The organism is Corynebacterium sp. NML 120412, assembly GCF_002285155.1.
GTDB classification, from domain to species: Bacteria; Actinomycetota; Actinomycetes; order Mycobacteriales; family Mycobacteriaceae; genus Corynebacterium; species Corynebacterium gottingense.
This window is the reverse complement of sequence record NZ_NSGL01000001.1, coordinates 43,658-64,047: the sequence shown is the minus strand read 5'-3', so window position 1 is coordinate 64,047 and position 20,390 is coordinate 43,658. Positions and strand designations below refer to the sequence as shown.

Sequence of the window (20,390 nt, the reverse complement as noted above, 5' to 3'; positions counted from 1 at the left end):
CGCGCCCCCTAAGCCGACCATGCTGACTCAGAGAAGAAACGTTGTACGTTAGCGAATTTGACCTGCGCGATTTCCGCTCGTGGCCCTCGCTCCACCTGGAGCTGGAGCGCGGGGTCACCGTGTTCGCCGGACGCAACGGGCACGGCAAGACCAACATCGTCGAGGCCGTCTACTACACCTCCGTCCTGTCCAGCCACCGCGTGAGCACGGACGGCCCGCTGGTCCGCGGCGGCGCGAGCAACGCGCGTATCTCCGCCACCACGGTCAACGAGGGCCGGGCGCTCACAACGCACCTGCTGCTCAAGGCCTCGGGCGCCAACCAGGCGCAGATCAACCGCACCAGGCTCAAGTCGCCGCGCGAGCTCGCCGGCGTCCTGCGCACGGTGATGTTTTCCCCGGAGGACCTGCGCCTGGTCAACGGCGAGCCCGCAGAGCGCCGGCGCTTCCTCGATGCGCTCGCCGCGCTCCGGGTGCGCCGCCTGGGTGGGGTGAAGGCGGACTATGACAAGGTGCTGCGCCAACGCAACGCCCTGCTCAAGCGGTCCAACATGGTGCTGCGCCGCGGCTACGAGGACCCGCAGGGCGCGAGCGCGCTGAGCACGCTTGACGTGTGGGATGGGCAGTTGGCGTCGTTAGGCGCGCAGCTCACGGCGGGGCGGATGCGCCTGGTGGGTGAGCTCGCGCCGCACGTCACGGAGTCCTACCACTCGGTGGCTCCGGAGTCGCGGCCGGCGCACATCAGGTACAGCTCCACCCTGGACGCGGCGGTCCGGACGCTCAATGATGGCCCCTCGGAGGACCCCGCGATCTTGGAGGCCGCGATGCTCAGCGAGCTGGGCCGCCGCCGCAGCGAGGAGCTGGACCGCGGGACCACGCTGGTGGGCCCGCACCGCGACGACCTGGTCCTCAGCCTGGGCGAGCAACCGGCGAGGGGGTACGCCTCGCACGGCGAGACCTGGTCGTACGCGCTCGCGCTGCACCTGGCGGAGTACCGGCTGCTCGCGGCGGACGGCGCGGACCCCGTCCTCATCTTGGACGATGTGTTCGCGGAGTTGGACGCGAAGCGTCGGCAGCGGCTCGTGCGGGTCGCGGAGGACGCGGAGCAGGTGCTCATTACGGCGGCGGTGGGCGATGATCTGCCCGGCAACTTGGACGACGCGGTCTCCGCGCGCTACGCGGTGACGATGGAGGAGGGGGAGTCGCACATTGAGCGATCTGGTCAGTGACACCTTCAACCAGCTGCGCGAGACGGTGCGCCGCAGCGGGCGACGCCTGCCTAACCTGCGGAAACAGGGCGCGAACGTGACGCCGCGCCGCAGCGTGGGCAAGCGCGCGCTCACGGCGGGGATGACGGGCGCGCCCGGGGAGGGCGAGGAGGTGGCCGTGCCCGGACTCCACTTTGAGGAGCAGGCCCGCAGGCCGTGGGTGCGCCGCGGCCGGCCCACGGGCAAGGATGGGCGGGCGTTGCCGCGAGGGTATGAGGTGGCGTCGTTTAGCGCTCTGCTCGGCAAAGAGGTTCGGCAGCGCGATTGGACCGAAAACATAGCGTACGGCTGGGTGATGGGCAATTGGGAGGGCCTGGTCGGCGCGAAAATTGCGCAGCACACAAAGGTGGAGATGATCAAAAATGGGGAGGTCCACATTACTTGCGACTCAACGGCCTGGGCCTCCAACCTCAAGTACATGCAGTCCACGATTCTGCGCGCGATCTCGGAGAAGCTCGGCCCCGACGTGATCACCAAGCTGCACATCTTCGGCCCCAAAACCAAGAGCTGGCGCTACGGCCCGCTGCACGTCAAGGGCCGCGGCCCGCGCGATACGTACGGATAGGGGCTTTTGCTTAGCGACGCCACCGCCCACCCCAAAATCCGCCCGTGAAACGCCCTGTCGCTGCTTCACCTGGTGCCGTAAATGGTCCCCACTACGTGTAAGATAGAGCGGGTTAAACAGGCTTTAGGCACATATTGCCCACTCACGCATATAGAGGAGAGTCCAAGCAGTGGCTGAGCAACAACCTCATTACGACGCGTCATCAATTACCATCCTCGAAGGCCTCGAGGCTGTCCGCAAGCGCCCCGGCATGTACATCGGTTCCACCGGCACGCGCGGCCTGCACCACCTGGTGTGGGAGGTCGTGGACAACTCGGTCGACGAGGCAATGGCGGGCTACGCCGACCGCGTCGATGTGACCCTGTTGAAGGACGGCGGTGTCGAGGTCGTTGATAACGGCCGCGGTATCCCAGTGGAGATGCACCCGTCCGGCGCCCCGACCGTCCAGGTCGTCATGACCCAGCTGCACGCCGGCGGCAAGTTCGACTCCGAGTCCTACGCCGTCTCCGGCGGCCTCCACGGCGTGGGCATTTCCGTGGTCAACGCGCTGTCCACCCGCGTGGAGGCGGACATTAAGCGCGACGGCAAGCACTGGTACCAGCGCTTTAGCAACGCCATCCCGGACGAGCTGGAGGAGGGCGGCAACGCCCGCGGCACCGGCACCGCGATCCGCTTCTGGCCGGACGCGGAAATCTTCGAGACGGTCGAGTTTGATTACGACACAATCTCCCGCCGCCTGCAGGAGATGGCCTTCCTGAACAAGGGCCTGACCATCACGCTCAAGGACGAGCGCGTCTCCGACGAGGAGCTCGAACTCGAGGCCATCGCCGAGGAGGGCGAAACCGCCGCGCTGGTGGAAGAGGACTCGTTTGATGACGAAACCGTGGTCGAGTCCGACGCCGAAGAAGGCGAGGCCGGCGAGGCCGTCGCGCCGAACGTGAAGAAGAAGCGCGAGAAGAAGGTCACCTTCCACTACCCGAACGGCCTGATTGACTACGTGGAGTACCTGAACAAGGGCAAGACCACGATCCACCCGACGGTGATCGGCTTTGACCAGAAGGGCGACGACCACGAGGCCGAGGTGGCGCTGCAGTGGAACAACTCCTACAAGCAATCCGTCCACACCTTTGCCAACACGATTAATACGCACGAAGGCGGCACCCACGAGGAGGGCTTCCGCGCCGCGCTGACCAGCTTGATGAACCGCTACGCGCGCGAGCACAAGCTGCTCAAGGATAAGGAGCCGAACCTGACCGGCGACGACTGCCGCGAAGGTATCTCCGCCGTCATCTCCGTCCGCGTGGGCGACCCCCAGTTTGAGGGCCAGACCAAGACGAAGCTGGGCAACACCGAGATCAAAGGCTTCGTGCAGCGCGCGGTGAATGAGAACCTGTCGGACTGGTTCGACGCCAACCCGGCCGAGGCGAAGGCGATTATTAATAAGGCCGTGTCGTCCTCGCACGCCCGCCAGGCGGCCCGCAAGGCCCGCGACCTGGTGCGCCGCAAGTCCGCGTCCGACCTGGGCGGCCTGCCCGGCAAGCTGGCGGATTGCCGATCGAAGGACCCGGTGAAATCCGAGCTGTTCATCGTGGAGGGCGACTCCGCAGGCGGCTCCGCCAAGGGCGGCCGCGACTCCATGCACCAGGCGATCCTGCCGCTGCGCGGCAAGATCCTTAACGTGGAGAAGGCGCGCATGGACCGCGTGCTCAAGAACGCCGAGGTCCAGGCCATCATCACGGCGCTGGGCACCGGTATCCACGACGAGTTTGACATCAATAAGCTGCGCTACCACAAGATCGTGCTCATGGCCGATGCGGACGTGGACGGCCAGCACATCGCGACGCTGCTGCTCACCCTGCTGTTCCGCTTCATGCCGGACCTCGTGCAGAACGGTCACGTCTTCCTGGCGAACCCGCCGCTGTACAAGCTGAAGTGGGCAAAGGGCGCGCCCGGATACGCGTTTACCGACGCCGACCGCGACCGCCAGCTCGCCGAGGGCCTCGAGGCCAACCGCAAGATCAATACGGACGACGGCATCCAGCGCTACAAGGGTCTCGGCGAGATGAACGCTAAGGAGCTGTGGGAGACCACGCTCGACCCGGAGACGCGCATCCTCCGCCGCGTGGACCTGGAGGACGCGCAGCGCGCCGACGAGCTGTTCAGCATCCTCATGGGCGACGACGTCGCCGCCCGCCGCAGCTTCATCACCCGCAAGGCGAAGGACGTCCGCTTCCTGGACGTATAGGCAACATCGGGCCTCAGCGGCCGGTAGCCAGCGTGGTTACCGGCCGCTTTGCTGTGTAGTGGTGTGGTGTTGGCGCGTTACTTCGCGTGGCGCTCGATGATCTCGCCGAGACCCGGCAACGCGGGCGCGACGATTTTCGACGCCTTGCTGCGCAGCGACGTGTAGACCTTCTTCACCGCGCCCGGCAGGGAGTCCACGGAGGCGTCGGCAGTCTTGACGATGTCATCCACGACCTCGTCCTGGTGCGCGGCAAGGTAGCCGCCGAACCCGTTTGCGCTGCCCTCGCCCTGGTAGTTAGCCCAGTAGGGTTCGACGCGCTCAACCAGCATCGGCAGCACCTTATTGATGCCCTTGGACACCGCGTTGGCGTCCGCCTTCTTCCCCGCGGCGAGCGCCGACTTCAGCGCCATGCCAGTCAGGCCGGACTGGTTGGACACGGTGGTTTCCGTGAGCTCGGCGAGGTCCTTCGTCACGGCGGGACGGGTGGTTTCTTCCAGCAGCTTCTGCAAATCAGACATGCGGGACATCTTACCGGCGAAAAGAAAGCCCGTCCGAAGACGGGCCGGGCGGCATCCGGGAACGGCACGCCCGGCCCCAGATGACGAGATCACCTTGGCGAAGACGCGAGTCGACACTCGTATCTACGTCATCCTGTCCTCGTCAAATAGGCGAATGGCACCCGGAGGCACCCCGAAGGCACCCCGAGCCAGTCACATAGGCCCTCAAGCCGGAGCCTCGCTCGGAACGCCCACGCAAAAGGGCGACCCACCCCCGGGGTCGCCCTTACCGTGTGCCGATGGGCACGGCTGTTGCGGCTCTTCCGCCACAGTCATCTCGCCCGCTGCACCGTCGCCGTGCGCCTCCGCACAAAGCAAAACGAAACACAGGAGTCACATGAGTCACTGCAACCACAACCGTGCCAAATTTAGCACGGCGGTTGCGGCCACGCTACAGCTGGGGGAGCTGCGGCAGCGGGTACCCGGCGTCCTCGGCGGCCTTGATCCAGGCAGGGACGTCGAAAATGCGGTTGCCCTCGGAGGATCCGTAGACGTGGCTCAGGCCGGCTTGGTTGGCAATTTGGTCGACGGCTTGGCGGAGGGGCGGGATGGCGTCGATAAGCAACTGCACCGATACAAAAGTGGCCAGGGCGGCGATGGTCAGGGAGATCGGGGCTGAGCCGGTGTAGGCGCTGCCGAGCGGCGGCTGCTCGGGGACCTGCGGGCCGTCGGCGGGCACCTTGCCCTCCGGAATTTTCGAGCTCCCCGAGCTTGACGTGCTGGAACCCGACGACAGCTCGGACACACCTGCGTGCGCGGGCGCGGGGACGGCGATGGCGAGAGCGGCCGCGGTCAGCGCGGCAAGGGAGCGTTTTCTCATGCACAACACTCTATTCCGTTCGCGGGTGTGGGGGAACCGGCGCGTCGCTCGCTGCGTCTAATAGGTATGGCGAAGCTACACAATGGGATGCACACGATGGCGGGATTGCACATGGTGCACGGGGCGGTAGGGGAGCCAATCAACCGCGAGTTTTCGCTGCCGGCGACGATGCTGCGCGAGCCGAATTTGGTAGCGCACGCAGCAAGGCATCACCCACGCGGGATTGCTTACTCTGTGCCCGCCACCGACCGCGCCGTGGCCCACGCGCTGTCGCACCCTGGCACCACGGTCACCGGCATGGGCGCGCTGGCGCTTTACGGCCTGCCCTTCTTTGCGGATGCCTGCGACACTGTGCTTGTTGGCCCCGGAATCCGCAAGAACCGGCCGGCGACGCAATACACCCCGGCACTCTGGCGGCTCAAGCTGCGCGAACATGAGGCCTGGACCGTCATGTGTGCGGGTCAGCCCATATCTGTAGCAGCCCCTCCGCTTGCCGCGGTCCACGCGCTCCTAAGTATCCGCCGCCGAGAGTCGGCCTGGCACACCTTTGACGCCAGTGCGCTGACACGTGCAGTGCAGCTTATCGACGCCACACGGCGCTTCCTCAACCTCACCCCCGAATCCATCCGCATCAGTGCCTCCCGCAGGCTGGATAGGCGGTGGCTGTCCCAGGTGTTGGGTGCGTCGAGCGCGCTGGCAGACTCGCCAAAGGAAACCGAGATGCGCCTGCTAGCAACGCCGGTAGCGCAGAAGCATGGGCTGACCTTGGCCGAGCAGGTGGTGATCCGTAATAGGTGGGGTAAGCGGGTCACTGACCTGGACCTTGCCCTTATGGAACCCAAGATTGGGCTGATGTACGACGGCGCGCACCACTGGGACAAGCAGCAACGTACCTTAGATTCGCTGATCCAGATTGAGCTGGTTGCGCAGGGGTGGCAGGTGCTGCGCTTCGCCGAGGGGACTTTAGCCAGGCTGCCTGAGAGCGTTGAGGAGGTGTTGCGCCGGACCCTGTGACAAATTTCGCATAGGAAACAAATACATCGCTCCACGACCTGGGGAAATGCTCACCTGTGCGTTTGCTGTGGTCGACGATGTCACGGCGCCAACCCCGCCCACCGCCGATACACCTCCGCGGCCACTTCCGCGAAGCCGGAATTCTCAGTGCTTAAGGGCTGCATCCTCCGCACCGCTTCGGCTAGCTCCTCCGAAGCCTGCCCAGCAGTGTCACATACAGGCACCCCATGCACCCTTGCACCGGGGACGGAAGCACAAGCAACCAGGGCAGAGAAGGAGCGCACCCGGGCACCCGTATAGGCGCAGTACTCATCGGCAACGGCTAAAAGTTGCTCGGCGCTAAAACCCCTCATCGCGCTTGCCTGATGCGCGATTCCATAGTTTTGTACCCGGGGATGAGGGAGCGTGCGAGGTCGGTGACGGTGGCGTCGTCAAGCAGCCGCGATGCGGAGGTGACCACGGCGCGGCGGGCGGCCTCCTGCTTGGAGCAGCCCCACGCGGAGGCGAGCAGCACGAGCGCTTTGTCCTCGTCTGTGGTGAGCCGGAGTGTCATAGCCATACCACTTTGATACCACTGCTCAGCGCGGCAACGCGTCACAGGGCCGGTAAACTACACGTGAGCACAATAAGAAAGGTGAGCAATGAGCGACGACACCACGGGTGGCGGCAACTTCGACGCCATCCAACCCATTGACATCAATGAGGAGATGCAGACCAGCTACATCGATTACGCGATGAGCGTGATCGTGGGCCGCGCGCTACCAGAGGTGCGCGACGGCATGAAGCCGGTGCACCGCCGCGTCATTTACGCCATGTATGACGCCGGCTTCCGCCCGGAGCGCTCGTACGTGAAGAGCGTGAAGGCCGTGGGCGAGACCATGAGTAACTACCACCCGCACGGCGACAGCGCCATCTACGACACCCTCGTGCGCATGGCGCAGCCGTGGGCGATGCGCTACCCGTTGGTGGACGGCCAGGGCAACTTCGGCTCGCCGGGTAATGACGGCCCGGCCGCGATGCGTTACACGGAGTGCAAGCTCACCCCGCTGGCCATGGAGATGGTGCGCGACATCCGCGAGAACTCCGTGGACTTCGCCCCCAACTTCGACTCGAAGACCCAGGAGCCGACGGTCCTGCCGTCGCGTGTGCCGAACCTGTTGATGAACGGCTCGAACGGCATCGCGGTCGGTATGGCCACCAACATCCCGCCGCACAACCTCAACGAGCTGGCGGAGGCCATCTACTGGATCCTGGACAACCACGACGCGGACGAGAAGGCGACGCTCGACGCGGTGCTGGAGCGCGTGAAGGGACCGGATTTCCCCACCTCCGGCCTGATCGTGGGCGACAAGGGCATCAAGGAGGCCTACACCACGGGCCGCGGCTCGATTCGCATGCGCGGCGTGACCGAGGTCGAGGAGGTGGGCAACCGCCAGGTCATCGTGATCACGGAGCTGCCGTACCAGGTCAACCCGGATAACTTCATCCACAGCATTGCGGAGCAGGTGAACGCGGGCAAGATGGCCGGCATCGCCAGCATTGATGATGAGTCTTCGGACCGCATCGGTATGCGCATCGTCGTGAAGCTGAAGCGCGACGCCGTGCCTCGCGTGGTGCTGAACAACCTGTACAAGCACTCGCAGCTGGAGACGAACTTCTCCGCTAACATGCTCTCCATCGTGGACGGCGTGCCGCGCACCCTGCGCCTGGACCAGATGCTGCGTTACTACGTGAAGCACCAGATCGAGGTCATCGTCAGGCGCACCCAGTACCGCCTCGACGAGGCCGAGAAGCGCGCCCACATCCTGCGCGGCCTGGTCAAGGCCCTCGACGCGTTGGACGAGGTCATCGCGCTCATCCGTCGCAGCCCGACGGTGGACGATGCGCGCCAGGGCCTCATGAAGCTTCTCGACGTCGACGAGATCCAGGCCAACGAAATCCTCGCCATGCAGCTGCGCCGCTTGGCCGCTCTGGAGCGCCAGAAGATCGTGGACGACCTGGCGGAGATCGAGCGCCTGATCGCGGACTACAAGGACATCCTGGCCAAGCCGGAGCGCCAGCGTGAGATCGTGGCGACGGAGCTCAAGGAGATCGTGGACAAGTTCGGCGACGAGCGCCGCACCCGCATCGTGGCCGCCACCGGCGACGTCACGGAGGAGGACCTCATCGCCCGCGAGAACGTGGTGGTCACCATCACCTCCACCGGCTACGCCAAGCGCACGAAGGTGGACGCCTACAAGAGCCAGAAGCGCGGCGGCAAGGGCGTGCGCGGCGCCGAGCTCAAGCAGGACGACGTGGTCAAGCACTTCTTCATCTGCTCCACGCACGACTGGATCCTCTTCTTCACCAACTTCGGCCGCGTCTACCGCCTCAAGGCGTACGAGCTGCCGGAGGCTGGCCGCACCGCCCGCGGCCAGCACGTGGCGAACCTGCTGGAGTTCCAGCCGGAGGAGAAGATCGCCCAGATCATCCAGATCCAGTCCTACGAGGACGCCCCGTACCTGGTCCTGGCCACCCGCGATGGCCGCGTGAAGAAGTCCCGCCTCACGGACTACGAGTCCGCGCGCTCCGCCGGCCTCATCGCCATCAACCTCAACGAGGGCGACGCCCTGATCGGCGCCGCGCTGACGCAGAACGACGATGACCTCCTGCTCGTCTCCGAGCAGGGCCAGGCCATCCGCTTCCCGGCGGATGATGATCAGCTGCGCCCGATGGGCCGCGCGACCGCCGGCGTGAAGGGCATGCGCTTCCGCGGCGACGACCAGCTGCTCGCCATGACGGTGGTGCAGGACGGCGAGTTCCTGCTCGTGGCCACCAGCGGCGGCTACGGCAAGCGCACCGCCATCGAGGAGTACAACCAGCAGGGCCGCGGCGGCATGGGCGTGATGACGTTCAAGTACACCCCGAAGCGCGGCAAGCTCATCGGCGCGCTGGCAGTGGACGAGGACGACCAGATCTTTGCCATCACCTCCGCGGGCGGCGTGATCCGCACCGAGGTCAACCAGATCCGCCCGTCCTCGCGCGCCACCATGGGCGTGCGCCTGGTGGATCTTGGCGACGACGTCGAGCTGCTGGCCATCGACAAGAACGTCGAGGACTCCGGCGAAGAGGAGGCCACCGCGGTGGCGAAGGGCGAGAAAACCCTTGAGGAGGCCCAGGAGGCGACGCAATCGTCGATAAGCGGGGCCCCCGACGACGCCGAGGGTGAGGAGTAGGCGATGGCCGCACGCAAGGTAACCATCCGCAACGTCGGCGCGGGTTCCGTGTTCAAGGTGGCGACGATCCTGGCGCTGATCGGGTTCGTCGCGTGGATGCTGGGCATCACGATCGTCTACTTCGGCCTCGAGCAGGCTGGCGTGATCGAGTCGGTGAACTCGCTGATCGGCGGCGTCGGCGGCGACCAGGCCATCGACATGACCATCGTGCTCTCCGCCGCGGGCCTGCTGGGCCTGATCGGCGTGGTGTTCACCGCGATCATGGCGCCGCTGACCGTGGTGATCTACAACAGCATCGCGGATCTGGTTGGCGGCGTCACCTACACCATGTCCAACCGCGCTCGGTAGGTTCGGCGGGGCTTTGGGGTGCTTATCGACGCCACGTAACCGCCCCAAAAACCCGCCCCCACCAGTCGATTTGGTGGTTATGGCGACGGTGCGTAATATTCTTATCCGTTGCCAGGGCCTATAGCTCAGTCGGTTAGAGCGCATCGCTGATAACGATGAGGTCGCAGGTTCGATTCCTGCTAGGCCCACTGGGACGCTATAATATATAGAGTCTCGGCAATGGGGCATTAGCTCAGTTGGTAGAGCACCTGCTTTGCAAGCAGGATGTCAGGAGTTCGATTCTCCTATGCTCCACAGGACAAACCCTGTACCGTGCGCGGTGCAGGGTTTTCTGTTTCCTCCAACCCTGCTTCCTTCCGGGACCGGAACCGCGGGCGTTTCGGCGGCTTTCTGTGCTGATTTTAAGTTTTTGGGTGGGGTTTGCGCCTATCGGCGGGGGTGGGGCGGAAATGTGGTGTATATCACGCAAACTTTTTTGGGGTATTGTCAGGTTGTAAATGTCGAGGTCAACGCGTTTCTGCGTTGGCTTGGGTGTGGCTGTGCGTGTTGTGGTGGGGTTTTCGCGGTGTCTGTGGTGATAGTGGACTACTTTCCACGAAATTGTTGTGATTGAATGAAAGTCTGTCAGTGTGAAGATCCGTGTTCAGGAGATCTCCAGGCTGCTTCGAATATCTCCGTCAAGTTTTTAAGGATTGAGCCGTTGCAAAACGCACATCTTAAGAAGCGCGTCATGGCCGCGCTTATCTCCACCGCCGTCGTCGCTGGTGGAACTGTCGTTGCTACCCCGTCCGCGCACGCAGACATTGCTGTTACGAGCAAGTATTCCCAGCTTCCTGCAGATGAGCAGCAGGCAGCTGTGCAGTTCAACTCCAACATCCGCTACCAGCAGGGTGCGTTTAATCAGGCGCACCTGATGTACGCCAACAACTTCGGCCCCGGCTGGTGCATCGACTTTGCGCAGCCCGCTCCGCAGCAGGATTCGCCCTACGTGGTGCGCAAGCTCGACGGCGTTTCCGGCCTGTACGGCTACAACGGTGAGCAGGGCGGCAACCTGGAGATCAACCCGGATATTGAGCGCGCCGCCATCGCCGGCACCAAGCGCATGCTTGACGCGTTTAACAAGGGCGACATGGAGCAGGCTGCGAAGCTGAACTTCGCCCTGCAGGCGCTCCTGTCCAACCACAAGGAGACGCTGAACCTGCAGCGCGGCTACATCTACGGTGACTACAAGGAGACCACCGGCGGCTTCCCCAAGATCACCAAGGAGGAGTTCGCACAGTGGACCGGCTTTGAGGTGCGCAAGCAGAGCGGCTCTGTTTCCGGCCAGTCCCAGTACGTCCTGCGCAAGAGCGCCTCCTTCCAGGAAGCGACCAGCAATGTCCAGGACGGCGAGTACGTCACCGTTCTGGTCCCGCGCGACTACAACATCAGCGACGAGCTTGGTAAGGAAGGCACGACCCAGCGCCTCATCACCATCGGTCAGCCGGGCCTGGTTGGCTACGACCCGAACCCGAAGGGCCCGAACGTGACGGTGAAGACCACCACCGTTACCGAGACCCCTGAGGTTGTGACCAAGACCGAGACCGTCCCGGGCAACACCTACACCAAGACGGTTACTGAGCAGCCGGTCACCGAGACCGCACGCAAGACCGTCACCCCGACCTCCACCGTCACCGAGTGGGAGCAGCCGCAGGCTGAGGTGACCAAGACGGTCGAGCCGACCCGCACCGAGACCGAAAACGTCACCCCGCGGACCACGGTGACCGAGGTTGAGCGCGAGGACACCGAGACCGTCACCGAGACCACCACGCTGCCGCAGCGCACCGTCACCGTGCGCAAAGGCACCCCGGTGGTGAAGACCGTGACCGAGAAGGCCACCGCCACCGCAACGGCAACCGGCGACGCGAAGACCGAGGTTGCAACCGTCACGGCTGAGCCGAAGTACGTCACCGAGACGCAGACCCGCCCGGCGACGACCTCCACCAAGACCGTCACCGCCGAGCCGTCCACCGTTACCGCAACCACGACGGTGAAGAACGAGACGCACCAGACGAGCGAGAAGACCATCGAGGTCGAGCGCTTCTTCCGCTCCTACAAGTACGCTTTCAACTTCTCCCAGAAGAAGGACACCCGCGTCATCCCGGTGGAGAAGCTGACCAACTGGAAGATCGACTTTGTCGACGACTCCAACGGCCTGGTCAAGGTGACCAAGTCCAAGGACGGCAAGAGCCTGGACATCACCCCGGTCAAGGAGGGCGAGGGCGATGTGCGCATCGTCGTCGTCGATGGTGAGGGCAACCGCCACGAGTACACCATCCATGTGATCAACAAGGCCGAGAAGAAGATCGAGACCACCGACGTTGTGGTGAACAACCACTACTTCAACGTCTCCATCGCCGGCCACACCCAGACCATCCCGGTCCCGCAGGGCTGGGAGTGGGAGATCACTGAGGGTGGTAACTACATCACCACCAGCGAGAAGGACGGCAAGATCACCGTCAAGCCCAACGATGGTGTCCTCAGCGCTACCGCCAAGATCTCGGTTCACGAGCCGGGCGAGGCTCCGCGCAACGAGAACAACTACATCATCAACATCGCTGCGGACAGCAAGTACGACCAGCACCGCGTGATTGGTAACTCCAACAACTACGTCCTCGAGCTGGACAACATTGCCGGCGAGCCGAAGGTTGTCGAGGGCGAAGACATCGTCGACTCCCTGGAGAAGGACAAGGACGGCAACTGGGTCCTGACCCCGAAGGCCGACAAGACCGGCAAGGTGGTCATCACCGCCAAGGACGAGAAGGGCGACGACTACCAGTTCACCCTGGACGTCCGCCAGGGCACCAACGTGCTCGTCGACGTCGAGACCGCAAACATTAAGCCGAACACCGACGAGGCTGCTGAGCTCAACACCGCCGACGGCGAGTACGAGCTGGAGTTCAAGCAGGGCCAGGACATAGCCACCGTCAACGGCAAGGCCGTCGAGGGCGACACCGTCAAGCTGACCGGCGACACCAACAAGATCCAGGCCTCCGGCGAGGGCGTCATCGTTGCCAACCTCTACGAGATTGTCGACGGCCAGCGCATCCTGGTTGGCGTCTACACCATCATCGCGGGCGACCGCACCAAGGTGGAGACCCAGGAGGTCGAGCGTGAGATCAAGGACCGCCAGACCGTAGAGATCACCAAGGGTGCCGAGGACCACGAGATTGTGGTCGCGGAGGGTGCTGACAACGTCACCACCGCGGTGGTGGAGAAGGACGGCAAGGAGATCACCCGTGTCATGCCGAAGCCGGGCTTCGAGGGCACCGTCGTGGTTGAGGAGCGCCTCGGCGACGAGGTCGTGGTCCGCTACACCATCACGGTGACGCCGAGCGAGGTCAAGGAGCGTAAGCAGGACGTCAAGGCGACTTCCCAGATCAACATCACCCGTGATTCCGACCTGCAGCGCCTGGTCGTGGTCTCCGGCGAGAACCTGCTCAACACCCTGCCCAACGACAAGGACGGCCAGTACACGACCGACTTCAAGCCGGACGCTGAGGGCCAGGTTGTCATCGAGCTGCGCAACTCCCGCGACCTGCCGATCCAGCGCTGGATTCTCAACGTCTCCCCGGTTGCTCCGCGCGAGTACAACTACGAGATCACCGACCGCTCCGAGCTGAAGCTCACCGCGCCGGAGGGCTCCACCTACGAGGTTGTTGAAGGCAAGGACCTGATCAAGGTCACCGAGAACGGCGACCAGATCACCGTCAACCCGGTCGAGGGCGCCGAGGGCAAGGCCGTCGTCGAGTTCACCAAGCCGAACGGCGCCAAGGAACGCTACGTCCTGGACATCACCCCGGTCTCCGGTAATGGTGCCGGCAACGGCTCTAACGGCGAGAGCTCCTTCAAGGTCTCCGAGCTGGGTCACTTCACCGTGACCATCCGCAACGAGAACACCTACAAGGTGATCAAGGGCGAAGAGTTCGTTGACATCACCGAGAAGGACGGCCAGTGGGTCCTCACCCCGAAGGAAGGCACCTCCGGCAACCACGTGGTTGTCGTAGAGACCAACAAGAAGGGTGAGATTGTCAACCGCCACAACATCGAGATCACCGGCCAGGGCAGCGAGCTCTCCTTCCGCGAGGAGCGCCGTGTCCTGGACCGTGACATTGAGACCAAGGTGAACCCGGGCAAGGGCAACACCTTCACTGTGGTTCGCGGCTACGACCTGATTGAGAACCCGGAGCCGGACAAGGCGGGCAACATCAACATCAAGGCCCTGCCGAACAAGTCGGGCACCGTGCTCATTGAGGAGCGCGACAGCAACGGCAACCCGGTCCGCATCATCGAGGCCGAGATCCCGGAGACCTCCGGCGGTTCCTCCATCCCGGCTCCGGAGATCACCTGGAACGAGAAGACCGGCCGCGGCTCCGATGGTTCCATCACCATCGTTGTCGAGGGCAAAGGCGACTTCATCGTTGAGGGCTGCGACAAGGGTGGCAAGTGCACCCAGATCGACCCGGACAAGATCAAGGACAACGGCGATGGCACCCACACCATCGAGCAGGGCGCTATCCCGGGCGGCACCACTGAGATCCACGTGACCCCGGTGGGCAACGGCGTTGTAGATGAGGGCGGCACCATCAAGATCAACGTCAACGTCGATGCCCAGGGCAACGCCAATGCTGGCGCTGGTCAGGGTGATGTGAATGTTGGGTCGTCTGATCCGAAGTGTATTGCTTCGTTGGTTGGCCTGGCTTCGCCGTTGTTGCTGCTGATTCCGTTGGGTGTGCTGTCTCAGGTGAACATCCCGGGTCTTGAGGGTGTGCGTGGTCAGTTGAATGCGGCGATCCAGGATGCGAATGATCGTATTCAGCAGGGTCTGGGTATTTATGATCGTGATCGTGCGCAGCGTGCTGCTGGTTTGCAGGGTGCGTTCTCGGTTGAGAATTCGCAGATGATTGGTGTGGCTGCTGGTGCGCTGGGCGTGATTACTGCTGGTCTGTTGATTGGTGATGCGGTTCTGCGTGCTTGTGGTCAGGAGGAGTCGACGTCTTCGTACCAGTTGGGTGAGGCGACGGATAATGACACTCTGCGTTATGGTTCGTCTGGTAAGCCGGCTGAGTCTGTGAAGTCGGAGGAGGCTGCGAAGCCGGAGGATGCTGAGGCTGCTGAGAAGTAGTTTGTAGCTCCGGCAACCGCCCGTGTTGGTTGGGCCCCGCTGAGGGGTCCACGGCCCGCACGGGCGGTTCTGTCATGGCACTGCGCTTCAAGATGTCGACGGTGCACAACTCGCGTAGTATCGTTAAGTGAAGGGGCCAGGGTGGCGCGGAGGCCGTTCCGAACCACCCCGGAGCCCCTTTTTACTTTTACGAGAAAAAGGGGAGCGGACACGAGGCCTCAATGCGGTCCCGAGCCCCTCCTGACGCGGCCCGTATGTGGCCGCTTTCTGTGCTGATTTTAAGTTTTTGGGTGGGGTTTGCGCCTATCGGCGGGGGTGGGGCGGAAATGTGGTGTATATCACGCAAACTTTTTTGGGGTTTTGTCAGGTTGTAAATGTCGAGGTCAACGCGTTTCTGCGTTGGCTTGGGTGTGGCTGTGCGTGTTGTGGTGGGGTTTTCGCGGTGTCTGTGGTGATAGTGGACTACTTTCCACGAAATTGTTGTGATTGAATGAAAGTCTGTCAGTGTGAAGATCCGTGTTCAGGAGATCTCCAGGCTGCTTCGAATATCTCCGTCAAGTTTTTAAGGATTGAGCCGTTGCAAAACGCACATCTTAAGAAGCGCGTCATGGCCGCGCTTATCTCCGGTGTCCTCGCCACCGGTACCACTGCCGTCATTGCTACCAACGCGTCTGCAGACCAGCTGGTCGTTGACGCATACCAGAAGATGGACGAGGCGCAGCTGCAGGAGCTGATCGCCGAGCAGAAGAACCTCGCCCAGATCCACACTGGGTACGACAACAGCACCCAGACCCTGCCTACTGAGTATGGCCCGGGCTGGTGCATCGACTGGGGTATTAACAACCCGTGGAACAACGAGGTCGGCGGCTACGACGTACGTAAGCTCACCGGTACCTCCGGCCGCGTCGGAGATGGCATGGCCATCGACGAGAACGTCCGTATCGCCGCGATTAACCTGACCAAGTCCATGCTCGCGGACTACGACAAGTACATGAACGGCGATACCTCGGTGCTGCCCATGCTGGAGAAGAAGAACACCTTCCTGCAGGCACTCCTGGCCAACAACCTCGGCGTGCTCAACAACGTTCGCGGCAACATCCAGCAGCAGGATTCCACGCTGTTCTACAGCCTTACCGGTTTCAGCATCGTGCACCAGAACCTTCCGGCTGGAAACCCCAACCACGAGGCCAACTACGTCCTCAGTCCGGACGAGAAAAAGCTGGCGCAGATCAAGCAGACTGTCAAGCCGGGCGAGTTCGTCACGGTGCTGGTTCCCAAGAACTACAACCTGAACCTGGACCCGAAGGCGTCCAAGACCTTCCAGCGAATCATCACGATTCACCAGCCGGGTCTTGACATCTACCCGGACAAGCCGGACTACAACTTCGAGACCGAGGTCGAGGAGACCACGACCCCGCGCTCGACCGTCACCACCACGGTGAACGAGCCGGATCACGAGGCCACCACGACCGTCCCGGGCGGCAACCCGTACACCACTACGGTGACCGAGACCGCTCCCGCAACCGTGACCACCGAGCGTCGCAGCCGCGAGCCGATCACCTCCACGGTGACCACCACTCGCCCGGAGCGCGTCACCACCGTGACCAACACCAAGCCGGTCGAGACCGAGGTTGTCACGACCACCGAGAACGGCACCCCGGTCACCAAGACCGTGAAGAAGACGCCGGAGCCGGAGATCGTCACCGAGACGATCCCGTCCACGGTCGCCACCGAGACCCAGACCATCACCGAGGAGACCGTCACCAAGACGGTCCCGGCACAGCCGGTCACCAAGACCTCCGTGGTTACTCCGGTCTCCACCGTGAAGACCACGGTCCCGGGCCGTACCGGCGAGGTCGTCACCACCGTCACCGGCGAGCCGACCACCGTTACCAAGACCATCAGCCAGAACGACCACTACTACACCGAGAAGGTGTACGAGAAGGTCCGCGAGGTCTACGAGTACTACCAGTTCGCTGGCTTCACCAAGGAAGAGCAGTCCAAGGTCATCGACCTGGACAAGCGCATTAAGGATTCCTGGACCTTCGAGGTCACCGAGGGCTCCGAGTACGTCATCGTCGAGCGTAACGAGGACGGCAAGCTCGTTGTCACGCCGCGCCCGGGCTTCAAGGGCGAGGGCAAGGTCACCATCGTCGTGACCGACTCCGACGGCAACGAGCACGTCTACCGCCTGACCATCAACAACACCGTCAACGTAGATGAGTCCACCCACGTCAAGGTGAACAACTTCTTCTACAACATCAACACCGGTGGCAACGGCGATCGCTTCAAGCTCATCAACATCGACGAGGGCGAGACGCACAAAACCGTCAAGGGCGGCGACATTGCGGTCGTGAAGGACGACGGTCAGGGCCACCTCAAGGTCACCCCGAAGGACGGTGTGACCAAGGGCGAGGTCATCGTCGAGATCACCGACAAGCAGGGCAATACCCGCGAGAACGTGATCACGATCGAGAACAAGGAGTCGCAGTACAACGTCTCCCGCGAGATCCTGAACACCTCCGTGGGCTTCGTCGAGCACCGCGGCGGCAAGGCAGAGATCACCGAGGGCAAGGACGTCATTACTGTCGAAGAGGCCGAGGTCAACGGCGACAAGGTCTGGAAGATCGTTCCGAAGGACGGCGTCACCGAGGGCGAGGCGCACGTTGTCTTCACCGACGAAGAGGGCATCGAGTACAACTTCGACTTCAAGGTCGTCCCGGACCCGAACGGTGGCCCGAAGGTCATCGAGCACGACATCAACTTCGACGGCAACGTCGACGTTCAGCGCAAGGACGGTTACGAGGCCAAGGTCGTTGAAGGCCAGGATCTCGTCGATCTCACCGAGACCGACAAGACCTGGACCGTCACCCCGAAGCAGGACAACGATGATCTGCGTACCAAGGGTGGCAAGGCTGTTGTGCACGTCAAGGACGCGAACGGCCAGCTCGTGGCCGTCGTCACGATTAACATCAAGCCGCAGTCGTTCGAGGTTCCGACGGAGCCTGCAACTCGCGAGCGAGAGATCGTTGACCGCGCAACTGCGAACTTCCACCTTGGCGCGCAGGATAGCGGCCACTGGTTCAAGGTCGAAGCGCTTGACGGCAGCTCGCTGAGCGACCTCCTTCAGAACTCGGAGGACTACGACGGCAAGAAGCTGGAAGAGGATCTGGAGCTCCACTTCAAGCCGGGCGCAGACGGCAAGTTTAAGGTCACCGAGTTCCTCGATTACGGCGAGGACCAGGTCGATGAAAACGCTATTCCGCTCGTTGAGTACACCTACACCGTGAAGCCGTACCAGCCGCGTGAGGCTGAGTACACCATCACCTCTGAGAACGAGATCGACCTGCAGGGCACCAAGCTCAGCGTCGTCGAGGGTGAGGACCTGCTCGAGTCCGTTCCGACCGCCGGCGAGTCCAAGATCAAGATCACCCCGAAGGGTGACGCGAACGGCGACGTCGTCATCGAGAACAAGACCGACGACGGGTACGTCTTCGAGCGCTACACGCTGCACATCACCCCGGGCCGTGGTGCCAACAAGGGCGAGGTCACCGAGAAGAACATGACCTGGACCGGTACGGCGCGTATCAGCAAGGACGAGGGCGACACCTACAAGATCGTCTCCGCCAAGGACGCCGAGGGCAACGATGTCGACGGCAACGACCTCGTCCGCGTGAAGGAAGAGAACGGCCAGTTCGTTGTCACCGGCCGCGCCGGCAAGACCGGTGTCGTCACCATCACCGTGAGCGACAAGCGTGGCGTCTACGCCACTTACAAGCTCAACATCGGTGAGGCTGAGGGCGCGCGCGTCTACAACTACCAGATCTCCACCAACTCGGAGTTCCGCGCAACCCTGGTTGAGAAGTCCAACAAGTTCGTCGTCATCGACGGCGAGGACTACTTCGAGAACCCGACCAACGACGGCAACCAGTGGATCGCCAAGCCGAAGGCAAGCGCTGCGGGCAAGACCGCCACGATCGAGGAGTGGGACGCTGACGGCAACGTCATCAACACCTACAACCTCAAGATCGTCGAGGGTAAGTCCACCGGCAGCCGCGAGGTCCGCGACTACATCGTCATGGGCTCCACCAAGACCGATAAGCCGATGACCAAGGGCAACTCCTTCAAGGTCGTCTCGGGCACCGAGTTCGTGGATGCGAAGTCGAACAACGACGGCACCTTCTCCGTGACCCCGAAGTCCGGCACCGAGGGCAAGACCGTCGTCACCGAGGAGTACGACAAGGACGGCAACGTCGTCCGCAAGATCAGCTCTCTGATCGTCCCGTCCGGCTCCAAGGTTGAAAACGGCGCCATCCTGGGCGAGAACAAGGACCTCGGCGTCAAGATCGATCGCGATGAGAAGACCGGCAAGGTCACCATCAAGTTCGAGAAGGAGGACGGCTCCATCGCTGTCCTCGAGGGTGCCGAGCTGGTCGATCAGGAGACGGATAAGGACGGCAACGTCGTCCTGACCCCGAAGAACCCGAACGGCAACAACAAGGTCATCTTCATTCCGCTGGCTGGCGGCGTCCAGGGCAAGAAGCCCATGGAGGTCGACGTCCAGGTCAACGTTGACGCCGACGCAGGTGCCAACGGTGGCAACGGCAAGGGTGATGTGAATGTTGGGTCGTCTGATCCGAAGTGTATTGCTTCGTTGGTTGGTTTGGCTTCGCCGTTGTTGCTGCTGATTCCGTTGGGTGTGCTGTCTCAGGTGAACATTCCGGGTCTTGAGGGTCTGCGTGGTCAGTTGAATGCGGCGATCCAGGATGCGAATGATCGTATTCAGCAGGGTCTGGGTATTTATGATCGTGATCGTGCGTCGCGTGCTGCTGGTGTGCAGGGTGCGTTCTCGGTTGAGAATTCGCAGATGATTGGTGTGGCTGCTGGTGCGCTTGGCGTGATTACTGCTGGTTTGTTGATTGGTGATGCGGTGTTGCGTGCTTGTGGTCAGGAGGAGTCGACGTCGTCGTACCAGTTGGGTGAGGCGACGGATAATGACACTCTGCGTTATGGTTCCTCTGGGAAGCCGGCTGAGGCTCCGAAGTCCGAGGAGTCCGAGTCTGTGAAGTCGGAGGAGTCTGAGGCTCCGAAGTCTGAGGATGCTGCGGCTGCTGAGAAGTAGTTTGTAGCACCGATAACCGCCCGTGTTGGTTGGGCTCCGCTGAGGGGTCCACGGCCCGCACGGGCGGTTTTTCGT

General features: G+C 62.9%; 11 protein-coding genes and 2 tRNA genes. 10 read left to right on the top strand and 3 right to left on the bottom strand.

Annotated features, from left to right (window positions below; genetic code table 11):
• The first annotated feature begins 41 nt into the window (after positions 1-41).
• From recF to gyrB, 3 genes are all read left to right on the top strand, one after another.
• Entirely contained in the window at positions 42-1,226 is a 1,185-nt protein-coding gene (gene recF / locus CKJ84_RS00250) for a DNA replication/repair protein RecF (RefSeq protein ID WP_095545561.1), read from the top strand.
• A complete protein-coding gene (locus CKJ84_RS12655) occupies positions 1,207-1,830 on the top strand; it encodes a DciA family protein (RefSeq protein WP_369801138.1) in 624 nt (207 codons plus the stop codon). The genes recF and CKJ84_RS12655 overlap by 20 nt, the downstream gene beginning before the upstream one ends.
• A 169-nt stretch (positions 1,831-1,999) precedes the next feature.
• The gene (gene gyrB, locus CKJ84_RS00240; protein WP_095535529.1) at positions 2,000-4,075 is read left to right on the top strand and encodes a DNA topoisomerase (ATP-hydrolyzing) subunit B; all 2,076 of its coding nucleotides are present in this window, start codon (positions 2,000-2,002) and stop codon (positions 4,073-4,075) included.
• A gap of 77 nt (positions 4,076-4,152) precedes the next feature.
• Here the strand turns inward: gyrB and CKJ84_RS00235 are convergent, their stop codons facing one another.
• Both CKJ84_RS00235 and CKJ84_RS00230 read right to left on the bottom strand, forming a co-directional pair.
• Positions 4,153-4,593, bottom strand: coding sequence for a hypothetical protein (locus CKJ84_RS00235; RefSeq protein ID WP_095545560.1), 441 nt, complete (start codon positions 4,591-4,593; stop codon positions 4,153-4,155).
• A gap of 430 nt (positions 4,594-5,023) precedes the next feature.
• The gene (locus CKJ84_RS00230; protein WP_095535527.1) at positions 5,024-5,452 is read right to left on the bottom strand and encodes a hypothetical protein; all 429 of its coding nucleotides are present in this window, start codon (positions 5,450-5,452) and stop codon (positions 5,024-5,026) included.
• Between the two features lie 66 nt (positions 5,453-5,518).
• Between CKJ84_RS00230 and CKJ84_RS00225 the strand changes: the two genes are divergently transcribed.
• Positions 5,519-6,466, top strand: coding sequence for a hypothetical protein (locus CKJ84_RS00225; RefSeq protein WP_143340173.1), 948 nt, complete (start codon positions 5,519-5,521; stop codon positions 6,464-6,466).
• A 349-nt stretch (positions 6,467-6,815) separates the two neighbouring features.
• On the opposite strand, the gene CKJ84_RS00215 is transcribed toward CKJ84_RS00225, so the two are convergent.
• Positions 6,816-7,025, bottom strand: a complete 210-nt coding sequence (locus CKJ84_RS00215) for a CopG family transcriptional regulator (protein WP_095535524.1) — start codon at positions 7,023-7,025, stop codon at positions 6,816-6,818.
• An 82-nt stretch (positions 7,026-7,107) separates the two neighbouring features.
• Here CKJ84_RS00215 and gyrA point away from each other — a divergent pair, with 82 nt between their 5' ends.
• From gyrA to CKJ84_RS12140, 6 genes are all read left to right on the top strand, one after another.
• Positions 7,108-9,681, top strand: coding sequence for a DNA gyrase subunit A (gene gyrA, locus CKJ84_RS00210; protein ID WP_095545558.1), 2,574 nt, complete (start codon positions 7,108-7,110; stop codon positions 9,679-9,681).
• A 3-nt stretch (positions 9,682-9,684) separates the two neighbouring features.
• On the top strand, positions 9,685-10,029 hold the full coding sequence (locus CKJ84_RS00205; RefSeq protein WP_095278682.1) for a DUF3566 domain-containing protein: 345 nt from the start codon (positions 9,685-9,687) through the stop codon (positions 10,027-10,029).
• 114 nt (positions 10,030-10,143) lie between these two features.
• Positions 10,144-10,217: transfer RNA gene (locus CKJ84_RS00200), tRNA-Ile, on the top strand.
• Between the two features lie 33 nt (positions 10,218-10,250).
• Positions 10,251-10,323 (top strand) — tRNA-Ala (locus CKJ84_RS00195).
• 406 nt (positions 10,324-10,729) lie between these two features.
• The gene (locus CKJ84_RS12145) at positions 10,730-15,193 is read left to right on the top strand and encodes a hypothetical protein (protein ID WP_158221652.1); all 4,464 of its coding nucleotides are present in this window, start codon (positions 10,730-10,732) and stop codon (positions 15,191-15,193) included.
• Between the two features lie 577 nt (positions 15,194-15,770).
• Positions 15,771-20,315: a hypothetical protein gene (locus CKJ84_RS12140; RefSeq protein WP_158221651.1), complete on the top strand. Its 4,545-nt coding sequence runs from the start codon at positions 15,771-15,773 to the stop codon at positions 20,313-20,315.
• The last annotated feature ends 75 nt before the right edge of the window (positions 20,316-20,390 follow it).

Coding starts and splice junctions, on each gene's coding strand:
- CKJ84_RS00225 (WP_143340173.1), top strand. CDS start 5,519: ATGGCGAAGCTACACAATGGGATGCACACGATGGCGGGATTGCACATG.
- CKJ84_RS00235 (WP_095545560.1), bottom strand. CDS start 4,593: ATGTCTGATTTGCAGAAGCTGCTGGAAGAAACCACCCGTCCCGCCGTG.
- CKJ84_RS00205 (WP_095278682.1), top strand. CDS start 9,685: ATGGCCGCACGCAAGGTAACCATCCGCAACGTCGGCGCGGGTTCCGTG.
- CKJ84_RS00215 (WP_095535524.1), bottom strand. CDS start 7,025: ATGGCTATGACACTCCGGCTCACCACAGACGAGGACAAAGCGCTCGTG.
- CKJ84_RS00230 (WP_095535527.1), bottom strand. CDS start 5,452: ATGAGAAAACGCTCCCTTGCCGCGCTGACCGCGGCCGCTCTCGCCATC.
- gyrA (WP_095545558.1), top strand. CDS start 7,108: ATGAGCGACGACACCACGGGTGGCGGCAACTTCGACGCCATCCAACCC.